Origin of the sequence: Pseudomonas putida, from assembly GCF_005080685.1 — a bacterium.
GTDB lineage: Bacteria > Pseudomonadota > Gammaproteobacteria > Pseudomonadales > Pseudomonadaceae > Aquipseudomonas > Aquipseudomonas putida_V.
Genome location: NZ_CP039371.1, coordinates 248,712 through 272,426 on the forward strand (window position 1 = coordinate 248,712; position 23,715 = coordinate 272,426).

A 23,715-nucleotide genomic window follows, 5' to 3' on the forward strand; every position below is an offset into this window, starting at 1 on the left:
CCCATGCAAAGGATGGATACGTGAGCGAAACTGTCTTGCCCAATAATGAACAGCCGTCGGCCCAGGAGCCGACGCAATCCGATACCGCCGCGCCCGCCAAACGTGCCGGTAGCGGCCTGGCCTTGCTGGCCCTGCTGGTCGGCGCGGCCGGCGTCGCGGTTGGCGGCTGGGGCGTTTGGCAGGTGCGGCAACTGCAAGGCAGCGAACTGAGCCAGGGCCAGCACCTGGAATCGTTGAGCCAGCGCGCCGCGAGCTTGCAGCAGCGTGAACAACAGATCAGCGAGCAGTTGGCCAGCCTGCCAGCGGCCAGCGAACTGGAAGACCGTCGCCGCCTGGTTGCCCAGCTGCAGGGCGACCAGCAACGCCTCAGCCAGCGCCTAGAGACGGTATTGGGCGAGAGCCGCAAGGAGTGGCGCCTGGCCGAGGCCGAGCATCTGCTGCGCTTGGCCACCCTGCGCCTTTCGGCGCTCCAGGACATCACCAGCGCCAAGGCCCTGGTCGAAGGTGCCGACGAAATCCTCCGCGAGCAGAGCGACCCGGGCGCCTTTGCCGCCCGCGAGGCACTGGCCCGCAGCCTGGCCACGCTCAACAGCACCCAGCAACCGGACCGTACCGGGCTGTTCCTCAAACTGGCCGCCCAGCGCGAGCTGGTGCAGCAGCTCAGCGCCCAGTCGCCGGAGTTCGACAGCAACGCCGATGCCATGGGCGCGCTGACCTCCGACGGTGACGGCGCCAGTCGCTGGTCGCAATGGTGGGCGGAAATCTCCAAGTACTTCCAGATCGATTTCAACGCCGATGACAACGTTCGCCCGCTGTTGGCCGGGCAGTCGCTCAACCAGCTGCGCCTGGCCCTGAGCCTGACCATCGAGCAGGCCCAGTGGGCGGCGCTCAATGGCGAGGCCAAGGTCTACACCCAGGCCCTGGACGACGCCCGCAGTGTGCTGCTGGCCAACTTCAACGCCGACAACCCGCAAAGCCAGGCCATGCTCGAAAGCCTCAACGCACTGGCCGAGCAGCCGGTATCGGTGGTCACCCCTGACCTGAGCGACAGCCTGGCCGCTGTGCAGGCCTATATCCAGCGTCGCCACCTGCCGGTCGAAGGCGAGGGGGCCAAACCATGAAGCGTGTCTACCTGTTGGCGGTGCTGGCGATCGTGATCGCCGCAGCGCTGGGCATCGCGGTGGCCAAGCACAGTGGCTACGTGATGATCGCCTACGGCGGCTTCCGCTATCAGTCGGGGCTGTGGGCGGCACTGGCGGCGCTGGTGGCGATCGTGGTCGTGCTGTGGCTCGTGCGCTATCTGGTCGGCCTGGTGCTGACCTCCAGCGGCGTGGTCAACCCATGGTCGCGGCGCAACCGCAGCCGGCGTGTGCGCCTGGCCATCGAGCAAGGTCAGTTGGACCTCGCCGAGGGTCGCTGGGCCAGTGCCCAGCGTCATCTGCACCGCGCCGCCGAAGCAGAGCGCCAGCCACTGCTCTACTACCTCGGTGCTGCCCGGGCGGCCAACGAACAAGGGCGTAGCGAGGACAGCGACAACCTCCTCGAGCGTGCACTGGAACGCCAACCCCAAGCCGAACTGGCCATCGCCCTGACCCATGCGCAGTTGCAGATGGACCGCGGCGAGTCCGACGGCGCCCTGGAAACCCTGCTGGCGATGCAGGAGCGCCACCCGCACAACGGCCAGGTGCTGCGCCTGCTGCAGCGCCTGTATCTGGAGCGTGGCGACTGGTCGGCGCTGATTCGCCTGCTGCCCGACCTGCGCAAGCACAAGGTGCTTCCGGCCAAGGAACTGGCAGCGCTGGAACAGCGTGCGTGGGGCCAGAACCTGAGCCTGGCAGCCACCCGTGGCGAGGACGCGCAGACCGCGCGGCAAGCACTGGAGCGAGCCTGGCAGCAATTGAGCACAGCCCAGCGCCAAGAGCCGCAACTGGTCCTGGCCTACGCCGAGCAACTGCGCCAGGTGGGCGCCCAGGGCGAGGCCGAGCAGGTATTGCGCACGGCGCTCAAGCGCGAGTACGAAAGCCACCTGGCGCGCCTATATGGGCTGGTGCGGGGGGATGATCCGGCGCGTCAGTTGCAGACCGCCGAAGGCTGGCTCAAGGCGCATCCGCAGGATCCTAGCCTGCTCCTCACCCTGGGGCGCTTGAGCTTGCAGAACCGCTTGTGGGGCAAGGCCCGCGACTACCTCGAAAGCAGCCTGAGCATGGAGCGCAACCCCGAAGCCTGTGCCGAGCTTGCGCGCCTGCTGGCTGGCCTCGGCGAGACCGAGCGCAGCAACCAGCTGTTCCAGGAAGGGCTCGGCCTGCTCGATGAGCGTTTGTTGGCCTTGCCGCTTCCGGAAAGCGTGCGAGCTTGAGCTACCCAGCAGCCCGCGTCCAGGCGCGGGCTGCTGGGTGAGTAACTTATCTAGCGAGCGGGGTTAGTCTTGCAAGGCAGCTTCTAATGCGCATCTTACGTTGCGGTCGGAATTTTCCCTCGCATCGAAGCGACTTCCCTTTCCCGTAGCGCCTTGAAACAAAGCGCGCCTTTCCACTACCGTCTCAGGCCAGCCTTCCACCCCCGGACCTTCTCCACCCATGTTGCCGGCCCGTTTGCGCACCCGTTTCCTTCCAGCCAGCCTCGCCTCCCTGGCGATACTCGTTGCGTCTTTTTACCTCGAAGGCGCCTTGGGCCTGATGCCATGCCCCCTCTGCTTCAGCCAGCGGGTATTGCTGGGGGGTTACGCGTTGGTCTGTTTCGTTGCCGTATTGCATGGCCCCCAGTTGGCGGGCATCCGGCGCTACATGGTGGCCGCGTTGGCCTGTGCGCTGGGAGGTGGGGCGCTCGCGGCACGCCATGTGTGGCTGCAGGGCGTGGTCGGCATTGCCTGTCCCGAGCCGTTGCCTGGCGTATTCGAGCAGCCCTGGCATGAGGTCGCCTGGAGCTTGTTGTGGAATGGTTCGGATTGTGGCTCGCTGACCTGGAGCTTCATCGACCTTACACTTCCGGAGTGGAGCCTGATGGCGTTTGTGCTGTTGGCGTCGATGCCGCTGACCTACCTGCTCGCCCTTCGTTTGCGTGGCCTGGCCAATGTTTGACCTGTAGCAACGCCAAGGCATTGCGCGACCAGTGGTGAAAGGAAAAGCTATTAAACGCTTGTATGAACTTTGTCCGCTGCGTACCTTGAAGGCCAGCACGCGCGGGAATAATCTCGCAGCACGTATACCGACTTTACAACTGCTCGATGCCGTCCTGCTGATGTCACCTTTGTGCTGCACGATTGTGCTACGAGGTGCAACGGCATCAACCCAGAAGGGATGAGATCGCCATGCTCGATAGTTGCCAGAACGCCCAGGAACGCTGGGGTGGGGTTCACAAGCTGATCGACCGTTGGCTTGAGGAGCGAGAGGAGCTGGTCCAGGCCTTTCGCGCCTTGCGCGACGCCAAGCCGGCCTTTGCCGACAAGGACAAGAACCGTGATTTTTGTGCGGTGTTGGTCGACTATGTCTCGGCCTGGCACTTCGAGGTCAGTGAGCAATTGGTCACCGAAGCCAAGGCATTCGGGGATCAAAAGGCGCTGAAACTGGCCGAAGAGATCAACCCGCGTATCAACGACAGCACCCAGATTGCCCTGGCTTTCAACGACCATTGCGAAAAGGGTGAATGCACGGACACTGAGCGCTTCGCCGAGAAGCTCGGCAAGTTGGGTGCCCTGTTGCATGAGCGCTTCGAGTTGGAAGACTGCCTCATCGAAGTACTGCACAACGCCCACAAGGAAGAAGGGGCTGTAGCGGCTGGTGCCCTGGGTTAATCGGCCACCGACAGCAGCTCGATCTCGAACACCAGCGGCGTATAGGGCGCGATCAGGTCGCCCGCTCCCTGCGCACCGTAGGCCTGGGCCGAAGGAATGACCAGGCGCCACTTGGCGCCGGTTTTCATACGTGGCAGTGCCACTTGCCAACCTTCTATCACCGAGTCCAGGCTGAACCACTGCGGTTGCAGGCTCTGGTCGAAGACCGAGCCGTCCGGCAACTTGCCCACATAGCGTACCTGCACCTTGCCGCCTGCCTTTGGCTGCGCGCCGGTACCGCCGGCCACTTCACTGTAGAGCACGCCTTCGGGCAACTCGTGTATGCCGGCGCGCGCCCGTTCGGTGGCCATGAAGCGTGTCTCGGCCGCTTGCAATTTCACACTGTCTTGCTGCCCAGCGGAGCTCTCGGCTTGGGCTTGTTGCGCCTGCAAGATGGCTTGCATGCGCGCGTTGTCGAGCTTCAGAGGCTGGCCCTGATAGGCCTGGCGCAGTCCCTCTACCAGTGCGTCCAGTTGCAGGCCGGGCACGTCCTGGCGCAGGCGTTCCCCCAGGCTTGCGCCCAGGCTGTAGGCCAGGTCGTGGTCGTTGGCAGGGGCGGCGTCAGGATTGGCCATGGCGAACGGCGCCACCAGGCACAGGCCGAGAACCAGAGAACGGGGCATGACAACTCCAGGCAATTGACGGAAGCAGGCAATAGAGTGATGGCGCTAAATATCGGCAATGATTTGTTAAGCAACTACACTTGCTCGGAGCTGCAAGATAACAACTTTGCCCAGGCATGCAACGCGGCGCAAACAATACTGTCAACATGCCCTAGCGGCGGTAGCAGCAGAAGCATAGTATGAGCCGCAATCTCGTCAGCCAGGAGGTAAACCATGTCGGCCAAAAAGAAGCCAGTAAGTACGCCGTTACACCTGCTCCAGCAACTTTCGGGCAGCTTGCTCGAACACTTGGAAGATGCCTGCTCTCAAGCACTGGCGGACGCGGAGAAACTGCTGGCCAAGTTGGAAAAGCAGCGTGGCAAAGCTCAGGAAAAACTACACACCGGTCGCCTGAAGTTGCAGGACGCGGCCAAGGCAGGCAAAGCCAAGGCACAGGGCAAAGCGCAGAAAGCCGTCGGTGAACTGGAGGAATTGCTCGGTTCCCTGAAGGATCGTCAAACTCAGACTCGCGGCTATATCCAGCAACTCAAGCGTGATGCCCAGGAAAGCCTGAAACTGGCCCAGGGCGTTGGCAAGGTGCGCGAGGCTGCCTCCAAGGCGCTCGATCAGCGCGCTGCCAAACCCGCTGCGGCCAAGGCACCGGCCCGTGCCGTCGCCAAGCCGGCTGCGGCCAAGGCGCCGGCCAAAGCCGCTGCTGCCAAACCGGCTGCAACCAAGGCGCCAGCCCGCGCCGCCGCCAAGCCCGCTGCCGCCAAAGCGCCAGCCAAGGCCGCCGCCAAACCCGCCGCCACCAAGGCAGCCGCTAAGCCTGCAGCGAAAACCGCTGCCAGCAAAGCGCCGGCTCGCGCTGCTGCAGCCAAGCCTGCCGCTGCCAAGGCTCCAGCCAAGGCCACCGCTGCCAAGCCTGCGACCCGCGCCGCTGCCGCCAAACCGGCTGCCGCCAAAGCTCCAGCACGGGCCGCTGCCGCCAAGGCTCCAGCCAAGCCAGCCGCCGCCAAGCCTGCTGTTGCCAAGGCCCCGGCCAAGCCCGCCGCCGCTAAAACTGCTGCCGCCAAGGCGCCGGCCAAGCCAGCCGCTGCCAAGCCTGCTGCTGCCAAGGCCTCGGCCAAGCCAGCCGCCGCTAAAGCTGCTGCCGCCAAGGCGCCGGCCAAGCCAGCCGCGGCTAAAGCTGCTGCTGCCAAGGCCCCAGCCAAGCCAGCCGCCAAGCCTGCTGCCGCCAAGGCGACCACCGCCAAGCCAGCTGCAAAACCTGCAGCCGCCAAGCCGGTGGCCAGCAAGCCCGCCGAGACCAAGCCAGCCGCCGCTCCGGTAGCCAGCGCCCCGGTGACCAACTCGGCCACCCCGGCCACCCCGGCCTCGCCATCGGCGGCAGCTGCCAGCACCCCGGCTCAGTCGCCGTCTTCGGCCTCCTGAAGCCTCCTGGCCGCGACGCGCAATTGCAACAGCGCGTCGTGGCCCAGGGCCTGATCGGGCGCCAGCCCTTCCAGCCAGTCGTCCCTGGGCCCACTCGGGCCCGTGGGCCATTGTTGCGCGCAGGCTTGCAGCCGCGCCAGCAGTGTCCTTTCCGCCTCCAGTTCCAACGCCTTCACCTGCGTGCGTAGCGTCGCCAGGGCGGCATCGTCCTGGGCGGGTGCGCGCCAGTGCTGACGCAGCTCGCGCAGCGGGCCGACCACCTGGCGTTGCCAGGGCTCGGCAATCTCACGCAAGGCCTGGATCCGCGCTGGGCTGACGGCCACCCCGCGGGCTTGCAGCCAGGTTGCGCAAAGCAACAGGCAAACGTCGCCGCCCAGGTCTTGCAGGGTCAGGCAGGTGCTTTGCACGCCGGGCCGGGCATACAGGGCCAGGGCGTGATTCCACAGGTCGGTGTGCATCATTCCACTCACGCTACGGGCCGAGGAAGCTGGTAGACTCCGCGACCATCATGATCAGACTATCCAACCTCACTTTACAGCGTGGTCCGCAGCGCTTGCTAGAAGGCGCCGAGATGACCCTGCACGCCGGTCACAAGGCCGGCCTGATCGGCGCCAACGGTGCCGGAAAATCCAGCCTGTTCGCCCTCCTGCGTGGCGAACTGACGCCCGATGCCGGCGATTGCCAGTTGCCCGGCGACTGGCGCATCGCGCACATGCGCCAGGAGGTCGATACCCTCGACCGCCTGGCCGTGGACTACGTGCTCGATGGCGACGCGCGCCTGCGCAAGGTCCAGGCCGAGCTGGCGGTGGCCGAGGCGGCCCACGACGGTACGGCCCTGGCCCGTCTGCACAGTGAGCTGGAAAGCGCCGACGGCTATACCGCCGACGCCCGCGCGCGCAAGTTGCTGGCAGGCCTGGGCTTCACCAACGAGCAGATGGATCGCCGCGTCGGCGACTTCTCCGGCGGCTGGCGGATGCGCCTGAACCTGGCCCAGGCGCTGATGTGCCCGTCCGACCTGCTGCTGCTCGACGAGCCCACCAACCACTTGGACCTCGACGCCATCCTGTGGCTGGAAGACTGGCTCAAGGGTTACCCCGGTACGCTGTTGCTGATCTCCCACGACCGCGACTTCCTCGATGCCGTGGTCGATCATGTGCTGCATGTCGAACAACGCAAGCTCAACCTGTACAAGGGCGGCTACAGCGCCTTCGAGCGCACCCGGGCCGAGCGCCTGGCGCAGCAGCAGCAGGCCTACGAGAAGCAGCAGGCGCAACGTGCGCACATGGAAAAGTACATCGCCCGCTTCAAGGCCCAGGCCACCAAGGCCCGCCAGGCGCAAAGCCGGATTAAGGCCCTGGAACGCATGGAAGAGTTGTCGGCGGCGCATGTCGATTCGCCGTTCGACTTCGTCTTCCGCGAGTCGCAGAAAATTTCCAGTCCGCTGCTCGATCTGTCCGAAGGGCACCTGGGTTATGGCGACAAGGCCATCCTCGAGAAGGTCAAGCTGCAGCTGACGCCGGGTGCCCGGATTGGCCTGCTGGGCCCCAACGGTGCGGGCAAGTCGACGCTGATCAAGAACCTCGCCGGCGAACTCGAGCCGCTCTCCGGGCGCCTGGTGCGCGGTGAGAACCTGGCGGTGGGCTACTTCGCCCAGCATCAGCTCGACTCGCTCGACGACAAGGCCAGCCCGTTGCTGCACCTGCAGCGCATCGCCCCCAGCGAGCGCGAGCAGACCCTGCGCGACTTCCTCGGCGGCTTCGATTTCCATGGCGACCGCGTCGACGAGCCGGTGTTGAATTTCTCCGGTGGCGAGAAGGCCCGCCTGGCCCTGGCGCTGATTGCCTGGGAGCGGCCCAACCTGTTGCTGCTCGACGAACCGACCAACCACCTGGACCTGGAGATGCGCTTGGCGCTGACCATGGCCCTGCAAGAATTCGCCGGTGCTGTGGTGGTGGTTTCCCACGATCGTCACTTGCTCAAGAGCACCACCGACGACTTCCTGCTGGTGGCCGATGGCAAGGTCGATACCTTCGACGGCGACCTCGACGACTATAGCCGTTGGTTGGTCGAGTACCGCCAGCGCAGCGCACCGACCAGCAGCGCGCCGGCCAATCCGGACAAGACCGACAAGAAGGCCCAGCGCCAGGCTGCAGCGGCCTTGCGCCAGCAGTTGGCGCCGCACAAGAAGGCCGCCGACAAGCTCGAGACCGAGCTCAACCAGCTGCATGGGCAACTGGCCGAGGTCGAGGCCGCGCTGGGCGACAGCGGTGTCTACGACGCGGCGCGCAAGGATGAGTTGCGTGATCTTCTGGCGCGGCAGACCAAGCTCAAGCAGCGCGAGGCCGAGCTGGAGGAGGCCTGGATGGAAGCGCTGGAAACCCTGGAGAGCATGCAGGCGGAGCTCGAAGCGCTGTCCTGATCCATTGCTGTGGTCAGTGCCGGCCTCTTCGCGGGACAAGCCCGCTCCCACAGGTAACCCCATAGTGTTTGAAAACCATGGTGTACCTGTGGGAGCGGGCTTGTCCCGCGAAGAGGCCTGTACAGGCAACAGAAATCCCGCAAAATTCGCTGGTCATTTTTTCACCAACCGCTTAGCTTAATGTTTTGCAACATTTGTTCGAGCGAAGTGAGGTGTGTGATGTCGATGGAAGTGTGGTTGGGCTTCTTTGCCGCGTGCTGGATCATCAGCCTGTCGCCGGGTGCTGGGGCCATTGCCTCGATGTCCAGCGGGCTGCAGTACGGTTTCTGGCGTGGCTACTGGAATGCCCTGGGCCTGCAGTTGGGCCTGATCGTGCAGATCGCCATCATCGCCGCCGGTGTCGGCGCGGTGCTCGCCGCATCCGCCACGGCCTTCCATGTGATCAAGTGGTTCGGCGTCGCCTACCTCGTGTACCTGGCCTACAAGCAATGGCGGGCCTTGCCGATGGACATGAGCGACGAGTCCGGCGTGCGGCCGATTGGTAAGCCGCTGAGCCTGGTGTTCCGTGGCTTTTTGGTCAACGTCAGCAACCCCAAGGCGCTGGTGTTCATGCTCGCGGTGCTGCCGCAGTTCATCAACCCGCATGCGCCGCTGCTGGCGCAGTACGTGGCGATCACCATCACCATGGTGGCGGTCGACATGCTGGTGATGGCCGGCTACACCGGGCTGGCCGCGCGGGTACTGCGGGTGCTGCGCACGCCGAAGCAACAGAAGCGCCTGAACCGCACGTTCGCCGGCCTGTTCATCGGTGCCGCCACCTTCCTCGCGACCCTGCGTCGCGCGCCGATCTGATCGGCTCGGGGGGCGCCAGGCGCCCCCGCTTCATTTGGGTTTGTCCGCCAGCCCCTTGAGCAGATCCACCGGCAACGGAAAGACGATGGTCGAGCTCTTGTCCCCGGCAATCGCGCCCAGCGTCTGCATGTAGCGCAGCTGCATCGCACCCGGCTCCTTGCCGAGCATCTGCGCGGCCTGCATCAGCTTCTCCGATGCCTGCACTTCCCCTTCGGCGTGGATGACCTTGGCCCGCCGTTCGCGTTCGGCCTCGGCTTGCCGGGCGATGGCGCGGACCATCGATTCGTTGAGGTCGACGTGCTTGATCTCGACGTTGGCGACCTTGATGCCCCAGGCATCGGTCTGCGCATCCAGTACCAGGCGAATATCCGAATTGAGCTGCTCGCGCTCGGCCAGCAGCTCGTCCAGTTCGTGCTTGCCCAGTACTGCACGCAGCGTGGTCTGGGCCAGTTGGCTGGTGGCGACGAGAAAATCCTCGACCTGGATGATCGCCTTCTGTGGATCGAGCACGCGAAAGTACACCACGGCGTTGACCTTGACCGACACGTTGTCGCGGGTGATCACATCCTGCGGCGGCACGTCCAGCACCACGGTACGCAGGTCGACCCGGACCATCTGCTGGACCACCGGGATCAGCAGGATCAGCCCCGGCCCCTTGACCTGCCAGAAGCGTCCCAGCTGAAACACCACGCCGCGTTCGTACTCGCGCAGGATGCGAAAGGCCGACAGCAACAGCATGGCCAGCACGATCAGCACGGCGGCGAAACCCACTTGCATGAACATCGTCATTCTCCTTGCGCCGCAGGTGCGGCGGCGCTCACTTGCAGCATGAGGCCCTGGCGGGCCGTGATCCGCACCTGCTGGCCGATCTGCAACGGTGTCGCGCAGCGGGCCTGCCAGTGTTCCCCCTGGGCTTGCACCGCACCGTTGCGCGGGTCGTCCTCCATCACCTGGGTGACGATCGCCAGGCTGCCGACCAGGCCTGCATCGCCGCTGACCGGCACGCGTCGCCGCGCCTTGATGGCCATGCCCAGCACGCCACCGATCAGCAGCGCCGAGAGCACCGCCAACGTGGCGATCAGCCCCAGCGGGATGCCGAAGCCCGGGGCATCGGTGTCGATCAGGATCAGCGCGCCAACGACGAAAGCGACGATGCCTCCGAAGCCGACCGCGCCGAAGCTGGGCAGGAAGGCCTCGGCGATCATGAAAGCGATGCCCAGCAGGATCAGCGCCATGCCGGCGAAGCTCACCGGTAGCAGTTGCAAGGCATACAGCCCCAGCAGCAGGCAGATGCCACCAACTACGCCGCCCAGGGCCGAACCTGGGTTCATGAATTCGAACAACAGGCCATACACCCCGATCATGATCAGGATCAGCGCCACGCTGGGGTTGGTGATCACCGCCAGCAGCCGGGTGCGCCAGTCGGGCAGGTGTTCGACCAGGCTGGCGTCCCGGGTTTGCAGCAAGCGCGGCTGGCCCGCGGCGACCAGGGTCTTGCCGTCGAGCTGGCGGAGCAAGGCGGGCACGTCGTCGGCGAGCTGGTCGATCACCTTCAGGCGCAGCGCTTCGCTGGCCGGCAGGCTGACCGCTTCGCGCACCGCCTGCTCGGCCCAGTCGGCATTGCGCCCTCGTAGCTGGGCCAGGCCTCGGATGTAGGCCGCTGCATCGTTGACCTGCTTGCGCGCCAGGGTGGCTTCATCACCGTCCGGCTTGGCCTTGTTATCGGGGGCCGGTGCTGGGCACGTGCCGGCGGGGCCGCCGATTTGCACGGGTGTGGCGGCGCCGAGGTTAGTCCCCGGGGCCATGGCTGCGACGTGGCTGGCGTACAGGATGTAGGTGCCGGCACTGGCAGCCCGGGCGCCGCTGGGGGCGACGAAGCTCGCCACTGGCACCGTGCTTGCGAGGATCGCCTTGATCATCTGGCGCATGGCGCTGTCCAGCCCGCCGGGGGTATCGAGGCGCAGTACCACCAGTTGCGCACCCTGGTCCTGTGCTTGGGTAAGGGTTCGTACCAGGTAATCGGCGCTGGCCGGGCCGATGGCATCGCTGATGTCGAGCACCCAGACGCTGCCCGGCGCGGCCTGGCTGGCCGGAGCCAGGGCCAGTAGCATCAACAGCAACCAGCAGCGACAGCGCCTGTACACCTGTCGTCACCTCATCGAGGTCCCTGAACAAAGTTTAGCCATGCCTGCCTGGGCACGGCCTAAAATTGAAGATTGGGGGGATCATCCGGAGGTGCATCATGCGTATGGCCAAGACCCTGCAGCAGCGCCTGGACCAGGCCAACTGCGATTACGACATCGTTCCCCATCCACATTCAGCGACCAGCCTTGAGTCGGCGCGTACTGCGGGCGTGCCCGCCGAGCGGGTCGCCAAGTCGGTGATGCTCGACGACCGCCATGGCAACTACATCATGGCCGTGCTGCCGGCCAACCGGCACCTGGACATGAGCAAGGTGCGCATGACCGGCGCCTGGCAACTGACCCGTGAAAGCGGCCTGCCGACCCTGTTCGGCGATTGCGAGCGCGGCGCGGTGCCCGCGCTGGGCGATGCCTATCAGATAAACATGCTGCTCGATTCGAGTCTTACCCGTCAGGGCGATGTCTACCTGGAGGCAGGCGATCACGATCACCTGATCCATATGAGTATGGAGCAATACCTGAAACTGGTACCACGCGCCGAAGTGCGCGAATTGTGCTGATGTTCTTCAACCCATGCCGGGCGGTGTCGTGGACAACCGCCCAGGCGCCTAGGAGGCACCATGGACGCACCGATCCATCCTTTTTCGGAAATCTTCAAGCAGCTCGGCCTGTCGGACGACCCGACGGACATCGAGCGTTTCATCACCACCCACTCACCGCTCGATGACGGTATCAAGCTGGTCGACGCGCCGTTCTGGAATGACTCCCAGCGTGCCTTCCTCAAGGAAAGCTACGCCCAGGACGCCGACTGGATCCCGATGATCGATCAACTCAACGAGGCGCTGCACCCGCAGAAAAAATAAGCCGAGCGGCACCTGTGAGTAATTTGGCCGTTGCTATGCTCAGGAAAACAATAAGGGGATATCGCGATGAAAGATCCCTACGCACCAGGTTTCTGGTGCTCCGTGACGATCCTGGGCACACTGACGGCCGGTTACTTCTACGGCATCCGCCATACGCACCAGATGAACCAGGCGGTGCAGTTTCTCTACGCCGCGGCAGCGGTTACCGCCGCCGTGACGTTGGTGGCGTTGACGTGGATCGCCTGGCAGCAGTGGCACCTGAACAAGCGCGAAGTGATCCAGGGCCGAACGTTGCTGACCATCTGGAACACCAAAGTAGCCCTGCGCCGGGTCGAGACGGTGTTCGACCGCTATTTCTGGGGCAGCTACTGGCATTCCGGGCGCACGTTCGAGGAGGTCATGGGCGAGCTCAAGGGTACGCCGCTGGAGCAGAGCCTGGATGCACTCAAGCGCCAGTGTCGGGCGCTTGACCGCGAGGTGCACGACCACCACCACCACTGGCTGGCCAACGCCCGGGACCTCTCCAGCGTGGCCACGGCGATGGCTCGCGAACGCTACCAGCTGGACTTGTGCGAACCCTCGAGCACTGGCCGGGGCAATACCGCAGTGCTCAACCGGGACCTGGAAGTGCTGGTGTACACCTGGTCGGCACGCCTGCGCAGCTTCGATCATCAGCTCGACGAACTGGAGCGTGCCTACCACTGAAGCAGGGACTGAGACGTGCTCATTCGCCGCGAATGTACTGCTCCAGCTGCTGGATCAGGCCAGCCTGTTCGGCGATGGTTTCCTTGACCAGGTCACCGATCGACAGCAGGCCGAGCAGCTTGCCGCCGTCCACCACCGGCAGGTGACGCAGGTGGCGGTCGGTCATCAATTGCATGCAGTCGTCCAGTTTCTTGCGTGGCTCGACCGTGACCACCGGTGCGCTCATGATCTCCCGCACCGGCGTTGCAGCCGAGGAGCGCCCCTTGAGCACCAGCTTGCGTGCGTAGTCGCGCTCACTGACGATGCCCACCACCTGGCCGTCCTCGACCACGGGCAGGGCCCCGATGTTCTTTTCCGCCAGCAGCTTGAGGGCCTCCAGCACCGAGTCGTCAGGGCCGATGGTGTATACGGTCTGATGCTGGGACTTGGTCTTGAGTAATTGTTCGACGTTCTTCATAAGGGCCTCTGCGGGGTGAAAAGTACGACCTGTCGGAGTAAATAAAGCATCCGGCACGGCGCCTTGCACGGCAATGCAGGAAACGGCATGGAGGCGATTGAAAAACGTCATTTCACTTGAGAATGCCGGGGCTGCTGCGCAGCCCTTTCGCGACACAAGGCCGCTCCCACAATGACCGTGAAAGCCCCTATCGACAGGGCAAGCACGGACAATGTGGGAGCGGCCTTGTGTCGCGAAAGGGCCGCAAAGCGGCCCCAATGCCGACGATGTAGAGCTTAAGTGAACAGCTTTCGTCGATGGCGAAACAGTGGCGTGCTCCAGGCCGCTCGCTTTTGCCATCTTCTGCCGGATGATCCGCAAAAACGACAAAGCCCGCACGAGGCGGGCTTTGCGATGAAGATGGCGCACTCGGCGGGATTCGAACCCACGACCCCTGCCTTCGGAGGGCAGTACTCTATCCAGCTGAGCTACGAGTGCAACGCGCAGGCATGATACCCATCTGATTCGGTTGCGTCCATCGCCTTGATCTATGGATGTTTTTCCTCCGTAACCAGCTCCAGCAGGGCGAACCTCGTCTATTTATATTCCATAACAGTATTTCTAAAGCGGCAGTTATGCTCGCTATCATCTGGTCACAACTTGTTATAACAAGTCAGCCAACAGCGAAGAAAACCATGGCCGAACTGCTCCCCCTTTCCCCCGTACCGCTCTACACCCAGCTCAAGGAGCTGCTGCGCGAGCGGATTCTCGATGGCACCTACCCTCCGCACAGCCGCATGCCCTCGGAGAGCGAGCTGGGCAAGGCGTTCGAGGTCAGCCGCATCACGGTGCGCCAGGCATTGGGCGACCTGCAGAAGGAAGGCCTGATCTTCAAGATCCATGGCAAAGGCACCTTCGTCGCCAAGCCCAAGGCCTTCCAGAACGTCAGCACCTTGCAGGGCCTGGCCGAGTCGATGACGCAGATGGGTTATGAAGTGCTCAACCGTCTGCGCAGCTTTCGGCACGTGCCGGCCAATGCCCTGGTCGCGGCGCGCCTGCAGGTCGAGGAGGGCACGCAGGTGACGGAGATTCGTCGGGTGCGCTTGATCAATCGCGAGCCGGTGTCGCTCGAAATCACCTGGTTGCCCAGGACTGTCGGTGAAAAACTGGAAAAGGCCGACCTGGTCACCCGCGATATTTTCCTGTTGCTGGAGAACGATTGCGGCATTCCCCTCGGCCATGCCGACCTTGCCATTGACGCCGTGCTGGCCGACAGCGACCTGACCCAGGCGCTGGAAGTGGAGGAAGGCTCGCCGATCATGCGCATCGAACGCCTCACCCATGCCGCCGATGGCACGCCGCTGGACTTCGAACACCTCTATTACCGTGGGGATGCCTTCCAGTATCGCCTGCGCATCGACCGCCAGAAGGGGGCCAAGGCATGAGCATCGAGACCCAGGACTACGACATCATCGTCATCGGCGGTGGCACCGCCGGCCCCATGGCGGCCATCAAGGCCAAGGAGCACGACAAATCATTGAGCGTACTGCTGCTGGACAAGGCCAACGTCAAGCGCAGCGGTGCCATCAGTATGGGCATGGACGGCCTGAACAACGCGATCATCCCTGGTCACGCCACCCCCGAGCAGTACACCAAGGAAATCACCGTGGCCAATGACGGCATCGTCAACCAGGCGGCGGTGCATGCCTATGCAACTCATAGCTTCGAGACCATCGAGCAGCTCGATCGCTGGGGCGTGAAGTTCGAGAAGGACGAGACCGGCGACTACGCGGTGAAGAAGGTGCATCACATGGGCGCCTACGTGCTGCCGATGCCCGAGGGTCACGATATCAAGAAGGTGCTGTACCGCCAGCTCAAGCGAGCCCGGGTGCAGATCAGCAACCGCATGGTTTGCACCCGGGTGTTGCTTGACGAGCAGGGCGCCGCTGCCGGTGTGCTGGGTTTCGATTGCCGCAGCGGCGAGTTCCGGGTGATCCGCGCCAAGGCGGTGATTCTTGCCTGCGGCGCAGCCGGACGCCTGGGCCTGCCATCGTCCGGCTACCTGATGGGCACCTACGAGAACCCAACCAATGCCGGCGACGGCTATGCCATGGCGTATCACGCCGGGGCCGAGCTGGCCAACCTCGAATGCTTCCAGATCAATCCGCTGATCAAGGACTACAACGGTCCGGCCTGCGCCTACGTCACCGGCCCGCTTGGGGGGTATACCGCCAACAGCAAGGGCGAGCGCTTCATCGAGTGCGATTACTGGAGCGGGCAGATGCTGTGGGAGTTCCACCAGGAACTCGAAGGCGGCAACGGCCCGGTGTTCCTCAAGCTCGATCACCTGGCCGAAGAGACCATCCAGAACATCGAGGAAATCCTGCACAGCAATGAGCGCCCCAGCCGGGGCCAGTTTCATGCCGGCCGCGGCACCGATTATCGTCAGCACATGGTCGAGATGCACATCAGCGAGATCGGCTTCTGCTCCGGGCATTCGGCATCGGGGGTGTGGGTCAACGAAAAGGCCGAGACCAGCGTCAAGGGCCTGTACGCTGCGGGCGACATGGCCGCGGTGCCGCACAACTACATGCTCGGCGCTTTCACCTATGGCTGGTTCGCCGGGGTCAATGCCGCGCAGTACGTGGCTGGGCGTGACTTTGCCGAAGTCGATGCGACGCAGGTCGCACGGGAACGCGAGCGGGTATTCGCGCCGTTGCGGCGTGAGCATGGGCTGCCACCTTCGCAGGTGGAGTACAAGTTGCGGCGCATGGTCAACGACTACCTGCAGCCACCCAAGGTGACCAAGAAGATGGAAATCGGCTTGGCCCGCTTTGCCGAGATCGAGCGCGACCTGGCGCAGATGAAAGCCAACAACCCGCACGAGTTGATGCGCGCCATGGAAGTCGCGGTGATCCGCGATTGCGCGGAGATGGCGGCACGTGCATCGCTGTTTCGCGAAGAGAGCCGCTGGGGCCTGTACCACCACCGGGTAGATTTCCCCGAGCGCAACGACGGCGACTGGTTCTGCCATTGCCACCTGAAAAAGGGTGAGGACGGCGAGATGACCAGCTTCAAGAAAGCGGTCGAGCCCTACCTGATCCCGCTCGATGCTGACGAGCAGACCGCCTACGACCGCCTGCGGGTGAAGGCCGACGCCGCCTGAGCGCAGTTGCCCGCTTCAGCGAAACACCAGAACGAGGGCCAAAGGCCCCAAGGACACCGTGAAATGGCCTACCAGCCGCAAGAAATTTTCTTCCGCAGCAGTGCCCCGGTAACCATCGACGAAGACAAGTGCATCGCCGAAAAAGGCTGCACCGTGTGCGTCGAGGTCTGCCCCATGGACCTGCTGGCCATCAACCCAGCCACGCAGAAGGCCTACATGGCCTTCGACGAATGCTGGTACTGCATGCCCTGTGAGAAGGACTGCCCCACCGGCGCGGTGAAGGTCGACATCCCTTACCTGCTGCGCTGATCTCCCCCGCCATCCGGCGAACCACCGGACGCCCTTGCAACGCTGCCCCTCGTTTCCCACCACCCGAGCCTGGTGGCGGAGACGACACCATTATTCGAAACGATTCGAGGGGAAACACCCATGCGCCTTGTAGCAACCGTGGCCGGCCTCGCGCTGGCATTGACTGGCCTGAACGCCAGCGCCGAAACCATCCGTGTGGCCATCGGCACCCAGGACACCACCATCAACTGCGCCACCGGCGGCCTGCTGATCCGTGAGCTGGGATTGCTGGAGAAGTACCTGCCACACGATGGCAAGTACAAGGATGCCCAGTACCAGATCGAATGGAAGAACTTTACCAGCGGCGCACCGCTGACCAATGAAATGGTCGCCGGCAAGCTGGACTTCGGCGCAATGGCCGATTTCCCCGGCTCGTTCAATGGCGTGGCGCACCTCGATGCCGGCAAGCGCAGCCTGTTCATCAGCGTGCTGTCGGGCAGCGTACGCGGCAGTGGCAATGGCATCGTGGTGCCGGCCAACTCGCGCGTGCAGTCGCTGGCCGAGCTCAAGGGCAAGACCATTTCCGTGCCGTTCGCCTCCACCGCCCACGGCATGCTGCTACGTGCCGTGGCAGCCCAGGGCTGGGACCCGCAAAAGGATGTCCGCATCATCGCCCAGGCTCCGGAGATTGCCGGCTCGGCGCTACGCAGCAACCGCATCGAGGCGCATGCCGACTTCGTGCCGTTCGCCGAGCTGTTCCCCAACCGCGGCTTTGCCCGCAAGATCTACGACGGCTCGCAGGCCAACGCACCGACGATGCATGGCGCGCTGGTCGACGCCGACTACGCCAAGCGCTACCCCGAGGTGGTCACCGCCTACCTGCGCGCGAGCATCGAGGCCGACCGGCTGATCGCTGCAGAGCCTGAAAAGTACAGCGAGCTGATCGAAAAGGTCACCGGCATCGAAGCCGAGGTCAATTATCTGTTCCATGGCCCGCTCGGCCTGCAGACCCGCGACCTGACCTGGAAACCCGAGTACCGCCAGGCAGTAGCTACCTCGATCGACACGCTCAAGCTGCTGAAGAAGACCGACCGAGGCCTGGACACCGCGCAGTTCATCGACGACCAGTACATTCGTGCGGCCTTCAAGCAGGCCGGCCTGGATTACGACAAGGCGCTGAAGAACTACGAGCCGCTGCCGCTGCAGGCGAACGATGCACTGACCGGCAAACCGATCACCGACTTCAGCCACCTGGCGCAGATCTGGGTGCGTGGCGAGGACAAGGTCCGTCACTATGCTTCGCCGCAAGCTGCGCTCACCGCCTTGGCCCAGCTCGAGCAAGAGGGCAAGGACATCCGAGCGATCTATGCCCAGGCCGCCGACACCGGCATCAAGCTGCTGGCCAACCAGGCCTGGTTCGTGCGCAGCGCCAACGGCGAGCTGGCGGCATTTCTGCTCAAGGATCAGGCCGAGCAGTATGCCAATGCCCATGGTGGCGAAGCGTTGGACTTCGTCAGTGCCAACCAGAAGCTGGTAGCCCAGCGCTGACCGGGAGGCACCGTCATGACCCGCGACCTCAAGCGTTGGCCGTTGCGACTGGCGTCGTTGGTGGCCTGCCTGGTGTTCTGGCAGGTGGCTGCCAGCGCCAGGCTCGACCTGGGCCTGTTCACCTTCACCTACGTGCCTACGCCGCGTGCGGTGTTCGATGCCGGTTGGCAACTGCTGACCTCCAATACCTTGCTGGCGCACCTGGGCAGTAGCCTGGCGCGGGTGTTCGCCGGGTATGGCGTGGCTGCGTTGTTGGGGATCGGGCTCGGCTTGTCGATCGGTCGCTGGAAATGGGCCGAGGACACGCTGTTGCCACCCCTGGAAGTGCTGCGGCCGATTCCGGCTGTGGCCTGGATTCCCCTGGCGATCCTGATGTTCCCGTCGTCGGAGCTGTCGATGGTCTTCATCACCTTCACCGGTGCATTGTTCCCGATCCTGCTCAATACCATCCACGGCGTGGAAGCGGTCGATCCGCGGCTGGTGGCCTCGGCGCGCAGCCTGGGAGCAGGGCGCTGGGCCATCCTGCGTGAGGTGGTTCTGCCCGGGGCGCTGCCGAGCATCGTCACCGGCCTTGCCATCGGCATGGGTACCTCCTGGTTCTGCCTGGTGACCGCCGAGATGATCGCCGGCCAGTTCGGCATTGGCTACTACACCTGGGAGTCGTACACCTTGCAGAACTACCCGGACATCATCGTCGGCATGCTGCTGATCGGTCTGCTGGGCATGGGCAGCAGCACCTTGGTCAAACGCCTTGGTGCGTTGGCGACACCCTGGTACCGCACCCGGAGGAGCACCTGATGAGCAGTTATCAACAGGGCCTGGAGCCGGGGCGCATCGAGGCGCGGGGCGTGTCGATCCGTCTGGGGCAGGGCAGCGAGGCCTTCGAGGCCGTGCAGCGCCTGGACTTCAGCGTGGCACCGGGCGAGTTCGTGTGCATTCTCGGGCCGTCGGGGTGTGGCAAGTCGACCTTGCTCGGCGCCCTGGCAGGCCACCTGGTGCCCAGTGGCGGCCACCTGAACGTCGATGGCCAGGCGATCGATGGGCCATCCCCCCAGCGCGGCATGGTCTTCCAGCACCACACCTTGCTGCCATGGCGCAGCGTACTCGACAACGTGGCCTTTGGCTTGAAGATGCAGGGACTGGGCAAGGCCGAACGCCGCCGCCAGGCGCAGGAGATGTTGCAACTGGTGGGGCTGGCCGATTTCGCTGGGCGCTGGCCCAGCCAGTTGTCCGGCGGCATGCAGCAACGTGCCGAGATTGCCCGGGTGTTGATCAACCGCCCGCGCCTGCTGCTGATGGATGAGCCGTTCGGTGCCCTGGATGCCCAGACCCGGTCGCGCATGCAAGAGCTGTTGCTGGATATCTGGACCCGCATTCGCACCACCGTGGTGTTCGTCACCCATGACATCGATGAAGCGCTGTTCCTGGCCGACCGCATCCTGGTGATGAGCCCGCGGCCAGGCCGCTTCATCGAGGACCTGCGTTTGGATTTTGCCCGCCCGCGCCGTGCCAGCTTGCTGACCAGCCCGGCGTTCACCCACCTCAAACGCCACTGCCTGGCCTTGCTGCGCCATGAGGAGGGCCGCGAGTTGCCGCGTCTGACCCCGCTTGGCCTGCCGGACACCGACCACCCGCCGTTACGGATTGCGCTATGACTGAAAGAATCACCGACAACCCCGACATCCTCGACCTGCTGCCGCGTATCCAGGCCGATGACGCCGCTGTGCGTCGCATTGCCCTGATCGCATTGGCCGATCTGGGAGACCCGGATGCCCTGCCGTGGCTGACCGACGCCTTGCTGGTCGATGCTGACGATGAAGTGCGCGCCGAGGCGGCGCGCCTGCTCGAAGCCTGGGAAGAGCCAGAGGTGGTGCAGGCTTTGTGCGCGGCCCTGGCCGATAGCGCCGAAGCCGTGCGCCTGGCTGCAGCGCAGAGCCTGAGCGAGCTCAAAAGCAGCGATGCCGGCCTGCTGATTCTGCCTTGGGCCAACCATGCCGATGCCTTCGTGCGTGCCAGTGCGCTGCGTGCCTTGCGCGAGCTGCGCCTGGAAGAAGCCGCGCAACCGGCGTTGCTGGCGCTGGCCGATGAGGACTCGGTGGTACGCCGCGAAGCGGTCGGTATCCTTGGCTGGCTCAAGCATGTGGCGGCCTTGCCGGCGTTGGCCGAGCTGGCCCGAGACGAAGCCGACACCGACGTGCGCCGCGCCGCCATCGGTGCGCTGGGCCTGGCCCGGGATGGTTCGGTGTTGCCGGCGTTGATCGCGGCGCTGAACGATCCGGCTTGGCAGGTGCGCGAAGAGGCTGCCACCACCCTTGGCAAAGTGGGTCAGGGCCAGGCCGGCCCGGCATTGGTCGCCGCCCTGGCTGATGGCTTCTGGCAGGTGCGCCTGAGGGCGGCGCGTTCGCTCGGGCGGCTGCGTTATGGGGAAGGCCTGGATGCGCTTGCGCAGTTGCTGGGGCACGGTATTGCCAACTTGCGCAAGGAAGCCGCGCTGGCGCTCGGTGAACTGGGCCTGGCGCGGGCGTTACCGTCGCTACAGGCGGCCGAGGCCGACAGTGACCCGGAAGTGCGCAAGGCGGTGCGCATCGCCCTGGCGCAATTGCGTGGGGCTGCCTGATGGAGGCTCCGAGCGCGATCCGCAACCAAAAGGAACTCGGGCTCTTGGCCGTGCAGTGGCGCGACGGCGAAACCGTCATCAGCCATGCACGGCTGCGGGGTGCTTGCCCTTGTTCACGGTGCCGGTCGACGCGCTTGCTGGGGGGGATCGGGATGGTGGACGCAGACGTGCGCATCGAACGGATCGAGCCGCAAGGTTATGGCGTGCAGTTGCTTTTCAGTGATGGACACGAGCGCGGCATCTATCCCTGGAGCTACTTGCGCACCCTGGCGTGACCTGGGATCGACTCATGTGTCGTCCTTCACAGAGCGATCAACTCCGGCCTCAGACCCTCCACGCGCCGAACAGACGGCTGCAGGTAGCCGCTCTCGCCGGTAATCTGATGCAGCACCTTCTCCCGCAAACCATGCAGGGCCACGCCGGTACGCAAGCGCGGGTGGGGCAGGTCGATTTCCACCACCGACTTGATCCGGCCAGGACGCGGCTCCAACACCACCACCCGGTCGGCCAGGTAGGTGGCTTCCTCGGCATCGTGGGTGACCAGCAGGGTGGTGATGCCGGCGCGTTCGCGAATGGCCAGCAGCTCGTCCTGGAGTTGCTGGCGGGTCAATGCATCCAGTGCGCCGAATGGCTCGTCGAGCAGCAGGATGCGCGGGCTGGCCACCAGCCCACGGGCAATCGCCACGCGCTGGGCCATGCCGCCGGAAAGCTGATGTGGATAAGCTGACTCGAAGCCGGTCAGGCCTACCAGCAACACGAATTCATGGATGCGGCGGGCGCGCTCGCCCTGGGTCAGGCGCTCGTTGACCAAGCCCAGGGCAATGTTCTGCTCCACCGTCAACCATGGGAACAGTCGATGCTCCTGGAACACGATGCCACGCTCACCGCCTATGCCGCTGACCGGCTGGCCATCGATACGGATGCTACCGCTGTAGTCGGTGTCCAGCCCCACCAGCAGGCGCAGTAGCGTGGACTTGCCGCAACCCGATGCACCGACGATGGCGATGAACTCCCCTTCGTTGATCGACAGGCTGAAATCACGGATGGCCTCGAAAGGCTGGCCATCGACGGCGAATACCTTGCCGACGCCCTCGAAGCTCACCCGAGGCGGCGTGGCGTCGGGCTGGTTGGCCGCGTGCAGGTGCGAAGTATTGAAAGCGTTCATGCGGTTCTCCAGCGCGTGGCGCGCAATTCGAGGCGTTGGCCCAGCGCGCCGAGCAAGGCGCCGACCAGGCCGATCAAGACCATGGCGGCCATCACCTGGTCCATTCGAAACAGCTGTTGTGCCCCCAGCATCAGGCTGGCGATGCCGCCGTCCGAGGGCATGAAGTATTCGGCGCCGATGGTGCCTAGCCAGGCGTAGATCAGCGCAAGGCGCAGGCCGGCGAAGATCGCGGGTGCGGCGCCGGGCAGGACCAGCAGGCGCAGGCGTTGCCAGAGGTTCAGGCGCAACGTGCGCGCCGCCTCGCCAAGCTGTGGCGACAGGCTGGCGATGCCGCGCTGGGTGGCGATGAGCATCGGGAAGAACGCCGCCAGGCCGACGAACACCAGCTTGGCGCCTTCGCCCAGGCCGAACCATGCGGTCAGCAACGGCACCCAGGCGAACAACGCCACCTGGCGCAGGGCTGACAGGCTTGGGCCGAGCAGTCGTTCGGCAATCGCCGAGAGGCCGAGCCCCAGGCCGATCAACAACCCCGCGCCGGCGCCGAGCGCCAAGCCGCCCAGGGCGCGTTGCAGGCTCAACAGTAGCGCTTGCGCCAGCGTGCCGTCGCGCAGCCCGTCGAGGAGGCTGCGCAGCACGTCCAAGGGGGCGGTGAGAATGTTGCTGTCGACCCAGCCGAAGCTATTGCTGGCCTGCCACAGCGCCAGCAGCGCCACCGGCAGCAGCAGGCTCTGCCAACCCCGGGGGATGGCGCCACGCTGTTGCTCGCCAGTGGCCGGCTGCGGCCAGTGCAGCAGGCGTTTTTCCAGGCGGGTGAAGGCTCGTTCCATCACCGCGCCAACCACACCGATCACCAGGATGCACAGCAGCACCAGATCGAGCATGAACAGCTGCCGTCCCCAGACCATCAGGTAGCCGATGCCTTCGCTGGAGGCCAGCAGCTCCACCGCCAGCAACGACGTCCAGCCGGTCGCCAGGGCCAACCGGGTGCCCGTGAGGAAGGCGGGCAGCGCCGCCGGAAGCAGCAGGCGCAGGAACACCAGGTGGCGCGGCAGGCGCAGCACGGCGGCGGCCTCGCGCAGCTTGGGCTGGGCATCGCGCACGCCGACCAGGGTGTGCAGGGTCACCGGCACCACGACGGCCTTGACCAGCACGACCAGCTTGAGCATTTCGCCGATGCCGAAGAACAGCATGAACAGTGGGATCCAGGCGAGGGTGGGAATCTGCGCCAGCGCCACGAAGGTCGGCAGCACCAGGGTCTGGGCGCGTCGCGAAGACCCCAGCCAGGTGCCCAGCAGCAAGCCGCTGGCCACCCCGGCGAGCAACCCCCAGCAGAGCCGTTGCAGGCTTATCCACAGATGTTCCCAGAGCTCGCCCGAGCCGAACTCCAGCGCGCTCTGCCAGACCAGCGCCGGCGAGGGCAGGATCTGCTCGCTCATCCAGTGCTGTCGGCTGGCGACTGCCCACAGCAATGCAACCGCCACCGGCACCAGCCAAGGGAGAACCGGTTGGCTGGCGATACCGGCATGGGAGCGGCCCGGTGTCGCGAAAGGGCCGCGCAGCGGCCACCAAGGCCACCTGCGGCGGCGGCTGAGAACTCCATTCATCGGCCTCTCCCGAAGCGTTTCAAGGTTATTCGTTTATGGAATTAAA

General features: G+C 64.8%; 25 protein-coding genes and 1 tRNA gene. 18 read left to right on the plus strand and 8 right to left on the minus strand.

The window, feature by feature from the left end; genetic code table 11:
- Positions 1-20: 20 nt before the first annotated feature.
- From E6B08_RS01195 to rsd, 4 genes are all read left to right on the plus strand, one after another.
- Positions 21-1,121 carry a uroporphyrinogen-III C-methyltransferase gene (locus tag E6B08_RS01195; protein WP_136912416.1) on the plus strand — a complete coding sequence of 367 codons (1,101 nt, stop codon included), beginning with the start codon at positions 21-23 and terminating at the stop codon, positions 1,119-1,121.
- Positions 1,118-2,356: a heme biosynthesis protein HemY gene (locus E6B08_RS01200; RefSeq protein ID WP_136912417.1), complete on the plus strand. Its 1,239-nt coding sequence runs from the start codon at positions 1,118-1,120 to the stop codon at positions 2,354-2,356. Before E6B08_RS01195 ends, E6B08_RS01200 begins: the two co-directional genes overlap by 4 nt.
- 220 nt (positions 2,357-2,576) lie before the next feature.
- Positions 2,577-3,077 (plus strand): disulfide bond formation protein B, encoded by a 501-nt coding sequence (locus E6B08_RS01205; RefSeq protein WP_136912418.1) that lies wholly within the window; start codon positions 2,577-2,579, stop codon positions 3,075-3,077.
- Between the two features lie 230 nt (positions 3,078-3,307).
- Positions 3,308-3,790 (plus strand): sigma D regulator, encoded by a 483-nt coding sequence (rsd, locus tag E6B08_RS01210; protein WP_136912419.1) that lies wholly within the window; start codon positions 3,308-3,310, stop codon positions 3,788-3,790.
- Here the strand turns inward: rsd and E6B08_RS01215 are convergent.
- Positions 3,787-4,452, minus strand: a complete 666-nt coding sequence (locus E6B08_RS01215; RefSeq protein ID WP_136912420.1) for an FKBP-type peptidyl-prolyl cis-trans isomerase — start codon at positions 4,450-4,452, stop codon at positions 3,787-3,789. The genes rsd and E6B08_RS01215 overlap by 4 nt on opposite strands.
- Positions 4,453-4,665: 213 nt before the next feature.
- Here E6B08_RS01215 and E6B08_RS01220 point away from each other — a divergent pair, with 213 nt between their 5' ends.
- Positions 4,666-5,865 carry an AlgP family protein gene (locus E6B08_RS01220; RefSeq protein WP_136912421.1) on the plus strand — a complete coding sequence of 400 codons (1,200 nt, stop codon included), beginning with the start codon at positions 4,666-4,668 and terminating at the stop codon, positions 5,863-5,865.
- Here E6B08_RS01220 and E6B08_RS01225 read toward each other — a convergent pair.
- Positions 5,841-6,323, minus strand: a complete 483-nt coding sequence (locus E6B08_RS01225; RefSeq protein WP_136917309.1) for a TIGR02444 family protein — start codon at positions 6,321-6,323, stop codon at positions 5,841-5,843. The two genes, E6B08_RS01220 and E6B08_RS01225, sit on opposite strands and share 25 nt — an antisense overlap.
- 50 nt (positions 6,324-6,373) lie before the next feature.
- Here E6B08_RS01225 and E6B08_RS01230 point away from each other — a divergent pair, with 50 nt between their 5' ends.
- Positions 6,374-8,284 (plus strand): ATP-binding cassette domain-containing protein, encoded by a 1,911-nt coding sequence (locus tag E6B08_RS01230; protein WP_136912422.1) that lies wholly within the window; start codon positions 6,374-6,376, stop codon positions 8,282-8,284.
- A 219-nt stretch (positions 8,285-8,503) separates the two neighbouring features.
- Positions 8,504-9,136 carry a LysE family transporter gene (locus E6B08_RS01235; protein WP_136912423.1) on the plus strand — a complete coding sequence of 211 codons (633 nt, stop codon included), beginning with the start codon at positions 8,504-8,506 and terminating at the stop codon, positions 9,134-9,136.
- A gap of 30 nt (positions 9,137-9,166) precedes the next feature.
- Here the strand turns inward: E6B08_RS01235 and E6B08_RS01240 are convergent, their stop codons facing one another.
- Both E6B08_RS01240 and E6B08_RS01245 read right to left on the minus strand, forming a co-directional pair.
- The gene (locus E6B08_RS01240; protein WP_136912424.1) at positions 9,167-9,919 is read right to left on the minus strand and encodes a slipin family protein; all 753 of its coding nucleotides are present in this window, start codon (positions 9,917-9,919) and stop codon (positions 9,167-9,169) included.
- 2 nt (positions 9,920-9,921) lie between these two features.
- Positions 9,922-11,247, minus strand: coding sequence for an NfeD family protein (locus tag E6B08_RS01245; RefSeq protein ID WP_136917310.1), 1,326 nt, complete (start codon positions 11,245-11,247; stop codon positions 9,922-9,924).
- Positions 11,248-11,378: 131 nt separating this feature from the next.
- On the opposite strand from E6B08_RS01245, the gene E6B08_RS01250 reads away from it, so the two are divergent.
- The 3 genes from E6B08_RS01250 (at position 11,379) to E6B08_RS01260 (ending at position 12,845) form a co-directional block, all read left to right on the plus strand.
- Positions 11,379-11,837 carry an aminoacyl-tRNA deacylase gene (locus tag E6B08_RS01250; protein WP_136912425.1) on the plus strand — a complete coding sequence of 153 codons (459 nt, stop codon included), beginning with the start codon at positions 11,379-11,381 and terminating at the stop codon, positions 11,835-11,837.
- A 60-nt stretch (positions 11,838-11,897) separates the two neighbouring features.
- Positions 11,898-12,140, plus strand: coding sequence for a DUF2789 domain-containing protein (locus E6B08_RS01255; RefSeq protein ID WP_136912426.1), 243 nt, complete (start codon positions 11,898-11,900; stop codon positions 12,138-12,140).
- Positions 12,141-12,206: 66 nt separating this feature from the next.
- Positions 12,207-12,845 (plus strand): NADH:ubiquinone oxidoreductase subunit N, encoded by a 639-nt coding sequence (locus tag E6B08_RS01260; RefSeq protein ID WP_136912427.1) that lies wholly within the window; start codon positions 12,207-12,209, stop codon positions 12,843-12,845.
- Positions 12,846-12,864: 19 nt separating this feature from the next.
- Here E6B08_RS01260 and E6B08_RS30765 read toward each other — a convergent pair whose 3' ends face one another.
- Both E6B08_RS30765 and E6B08_RS01270 read right to left on the minus strand, forming a co-directional pair.
- Positions 12,865-13,302, minus strand: coding sequence for a CBS domain-containing protein (locus tag E6B08_RS30765; RefSeq protein WP_192938608.1), 438 nt, complete (start codon positions 13,300-13,302; stop codon positions 12,865-12,867).
- Between the two features lie 400 nt (positions 13,303-13,702).
- Positions 13,703-13,779, minus strand: a tRNA-Arg gene (locus E6B08_RS01270).
- A gap of 197 nt (positions 13,780-13,976) precedes the next feature.
- Between E6B08_RS01270 and E6B08_RS01275 the strand changes: the two genes are divergently transcribed.
- The 8 genes from E6B08_RS01275 to E6B08_RS01310 all read left to right on the plus strand — a co-directional run bounded on the left by E6B08_RS01275 (position 13,977) and on the right by E6B08_RS01310 (position 21,175).
- The gene (locus E6B08_RS01275) at positions 13,977-14,726 is read left to right on the plus strand and encodes a GntR family transcriptional regulator (RefSeq protein WP_136912429.1); all 750 of its coding nucleotides are present in this window, start codon (positions 13,977-13,979) and stop codon (positions 14,724-14,726) included.
- Complete coding sequence (locus E6B08_RS01280) at positions 14,723-16,447, plus strand: fumarate reductase/succinate dehydrogenase flavoprotein subunit (protein ID WP_136912430.1); 1,725 nt, start codon at positions 14,723-14,725, stop codon at positions 16,445-16,447. Before E6B08_RS01275 ends, E6B08_RS01280 begins: the two co-directional genes overlap by 4 nt.
- A 63-nt stretch (positions 16,448-16,510) precedes the next feature.
- Positions 16,511-16,756: a 4Fe-4S dicluster domain-containing protein gene (locus E6B08_RS01285; protein WP_008096634.1), complete on the plus strand. Its 246-nt coding sequence runs from the start codon at positions 16,511-16,513 to the stop codon at positions 16,754-16,756.
- 120 nt (positions 16,757-16,876) lie between these two features.
- The gene (locus E6B08_RS01290; protein ID WP_136912431.1) at positions 16,877-18,283 is read left to right on the plus strand and encodes an ABC transporter substrate-binding protein; all 1,407 of its coding nucleotides are present in this window, start codon (positions 16,877-16,879) and stop codon (positions 18,281-18,283) included.
- A 15-nt stretch (positions 18,284-18,298) separates the two neighbouring features.
- Positions 18,299-19,081, plus strand: a complete 783-nt coding sequence (locus E6B08_RS01295; protein ID WP_136912432.1) for an ABC transporter permease — start codon at positions 18,299-18,301, stop codon at positions 19,079-19,081.
- Positions 19,081-19,938, plus strand: coding sequence for an ABC transporter ATP-binding protein (locus E6B08_RS01300; RefSeq protein ID WP_136912433.1), 858 nt, complete (start codon positions 19,081-19,083; stop codon positions 19,936-19,938). The genes E6B08_RS01295 and E6B08_RS01300 overlap by 1 nt, the downstream gene beginning before the upstream one ends.
- Positions 19,935-20,900: a HEAT repeat domain-containing protein gene (locus E6B08_RS01305; RefSeq protein ID WP_136912434.1), complete on the plus strand. Its 966-nt coding sequence runs from the start codon at positions 19,935-19,937 to the stop codon at positions 20,898-20,900. Before E6B08_RS01300 ends, E6B08_RS01305 begins: the two co-directional genes overlap by 4 nt.
- Entirely contained in the window at positions 20,900-21,175 is a 276-nt protein-coding gene (locus tag E6B08_RS01310) for a DUF971 domain-containing protein (protein WP_136912435.1), read from the plus strand. The genes E6B08_RS01305 and E6B08_RS01310 overlap by 1 nt, the downstream gene beginning before the upstream one ends.
- Before the next feature lie 26 nt (positions 21,176-21,201).
- Here E6B08_RS01310 and E6B08_RS01315 read toward each other — a convergent pair whose 3' ends face one another.
- The gene (locus tag E6B08_RS01315; RefSeq protein WP_136912436.1) at positions 21,202-22,065 is read right to left on the minus strand and encodes an ABC transporter ATP-binding protein; all 864 of its coding nucleotides are present in this window, start codon (positions 22,063-22,065) and stop codon (positions 21,202-21,204) included.
- Entirely contained in the window at positions 22,062-23,669 is a 1,608-nt protein-coding gene (locus tag E6B08_RS01320) for an ABC transporter permease (RefSeq protein ID WP_136912437.1), read from the minus strand. Before E6B08_RS01320 ends, E6B08_RS01315 begins: the two co-directional genes overlap by 4 nt.
- Between the last annotated feature and the right edge of the window lie 46 nt (positions 23,670-23,715).

Bases quoted from the DNA above. Each gene is read 5' to 3' on its own strand.
- E6B08_RS01215 (WP_136912420.1), bottom strand. From the start codon at position 4,452: ATGCCCCGTTCTCTGGTTCTCGGCCTGTGCCTGGTGGCGCCGTTCGCC.
- rsd (WP_136912419.1), top strand. From the start codon at position 3,308: ATGCTCGATAGTTGCCAGAACGCCCAGGAACGCTGGGGTGGGGTTCAC.
- E6B08_RS01305 (WP_136912434.1), top strand. From the start codon at position 19,935: ATGACTGAAAGAATCACCGACAACCCCGACATCCTCGACCTGCTGCCG.
- E6B08_RS01235 (WP_136912423.1), top strand. From the start codon at position 8,504: ATGTCGATGGAAGTGTGGTTGGGCTTCTTTGCCGCGTGCTGGATCATC.
- E6B08_RS30765 (WP_192938608.1), bottom strand. From the start codon at position 13,302: ATGAAGAACGTCGAACAATTACTCAAGACCAAGTCCCAGCATCAGACC.
- E6B08_RS01220 (WP_136912421.1), top strand. From the start codon at position 4,666: ATGTCGGCCAAAAAGAAGCCAGTAAGTACGCCGTTACACCTGCTCCAG.
- E6B08_RS01285 (WP_008096634.1), top strand. From the start codon at position 16,511: ATGGCCTACCAGCCGCAAGAAATTTTCTTCCGCAGCAGTGCCCCGGTA.
- E6B08_RS01205 (WP_136912418.1), top strand. From the start codon at position 2,577: ATGTTGCCGGCCCGTTTGCGCACCCGTTTCCTTCCAGCCAGCCTCGCC.
- E6B08_RS01260 (WP_136912427.1), top strand. From the start codon at position 12,207: ATGAAAGATCCCTACGCACCAGGTTTCTGGTGCTCCGTGACGATCCTG.
- E6B08_RS01320 (WP_136912437.1), bottom strand. From the start codon at position 23,669: ATGAATGGAGTTCTCAGCCGCCGCCGCAGGTGGCCTTGGTGGCCGCTG.
- E6B08_RS01240 (WP_136912424.1), bottom strand. From the start codon at position 9,919: ATGTTCATGCAAGTGGGTTTCGCCGCCGTGCTGATCGTGCTGGCCATG.
- E6B08_RS01290 (WP_136912431.1), top strand. From the start codon at position 16,877: ATGCGCCTTGTAGCAACCGTGGCCGGCCTCGCGCTGGCATTGACTGGC.
- E6B08_RS01315 (WP_136912436.1), bottom strand. From the start codon at position 22,065: ATGAACGCTTTCAATACTTCGCACCTGCACGCGGCCAACCAGCCCGAC.
- E6B08_RS01310 (WP_136912435.1), top strand. From the start codon at position 20,900: ATGGAGGCTCCGAGCGCGATCCGCAACCAAAAGGAACTCGGGCTCTTG.
- E6B08_RS01245 (WP_136917310.1), bottom strand. From the start codon at position 11,247: ATGCTACTGGCCCTGGCTCCGGCCAGCCAGGCCGCGCCGGGCAGCGTC.
- E6B08_RS01280 (WP_136912430.1), top strand. From the start codon at position 14,723: ATGAGCATCGAGACCCAGGACTACGACATCATCGTCATCGGCGGTGGC.
- E6B08_RS01275 (WP_136912429.1), top strand. From the start codon at position 13,977: ATGGCCGAACTGCTCCCCCTTTCCCCCGTACCGCTCTACACCCAGCTC.
- E6B08_RS01200 (WP_136912417.1), top strand. From the start codon at position 1,118: ATGAAGCGTGTCTACCTGTTGGCGGTGCTGGCGATCGTGATCGCCGCA.
- E6B08_RS01300 (WP_136912433.1), top strand. From the start codon at position 19,081: ATGAGCAGTTATCAACAGGGCCTGGAGCCGGGGCGCATCGAGGCGCGG.
- E6B08_RS01255 (WP_136912426.1), top strand. From the start codon at position 11,898: ATGGACGCACCGATCCATCCTTTTTCGGAAATCTTCAAGCAGCTCGGC.
- E6B08_RS01230 (WP_136912422.1), top strand. From the start codon at position 6,374: ATGATCAGACTATCCAACCTCACTTTACAGCGTGGTCCGCAGCGCTTG.
- E6B08_RS01250 (WP_136912425.1), top strand. From the start codon at position 11,379: ATGCGTATGGCCAAGACCCTGCAGCAGCGCCTGGACCAGGCCAACTGC.
- E6B08_RS01295 (WP_136912432.1), top strand. From the start codon at position 18,299: ATGACCCGCGACCTCAAGCGTTGGCCGTTGCGACTGGCGTCGTTGGTG.
- E6B08_RS01225 (WP_136917309.1), bottom strand. From the start codon at position 6,323: ATGCACACCGACCTGTGGAATCACGCCCTGGCCCTGTATGCCCGGCCC.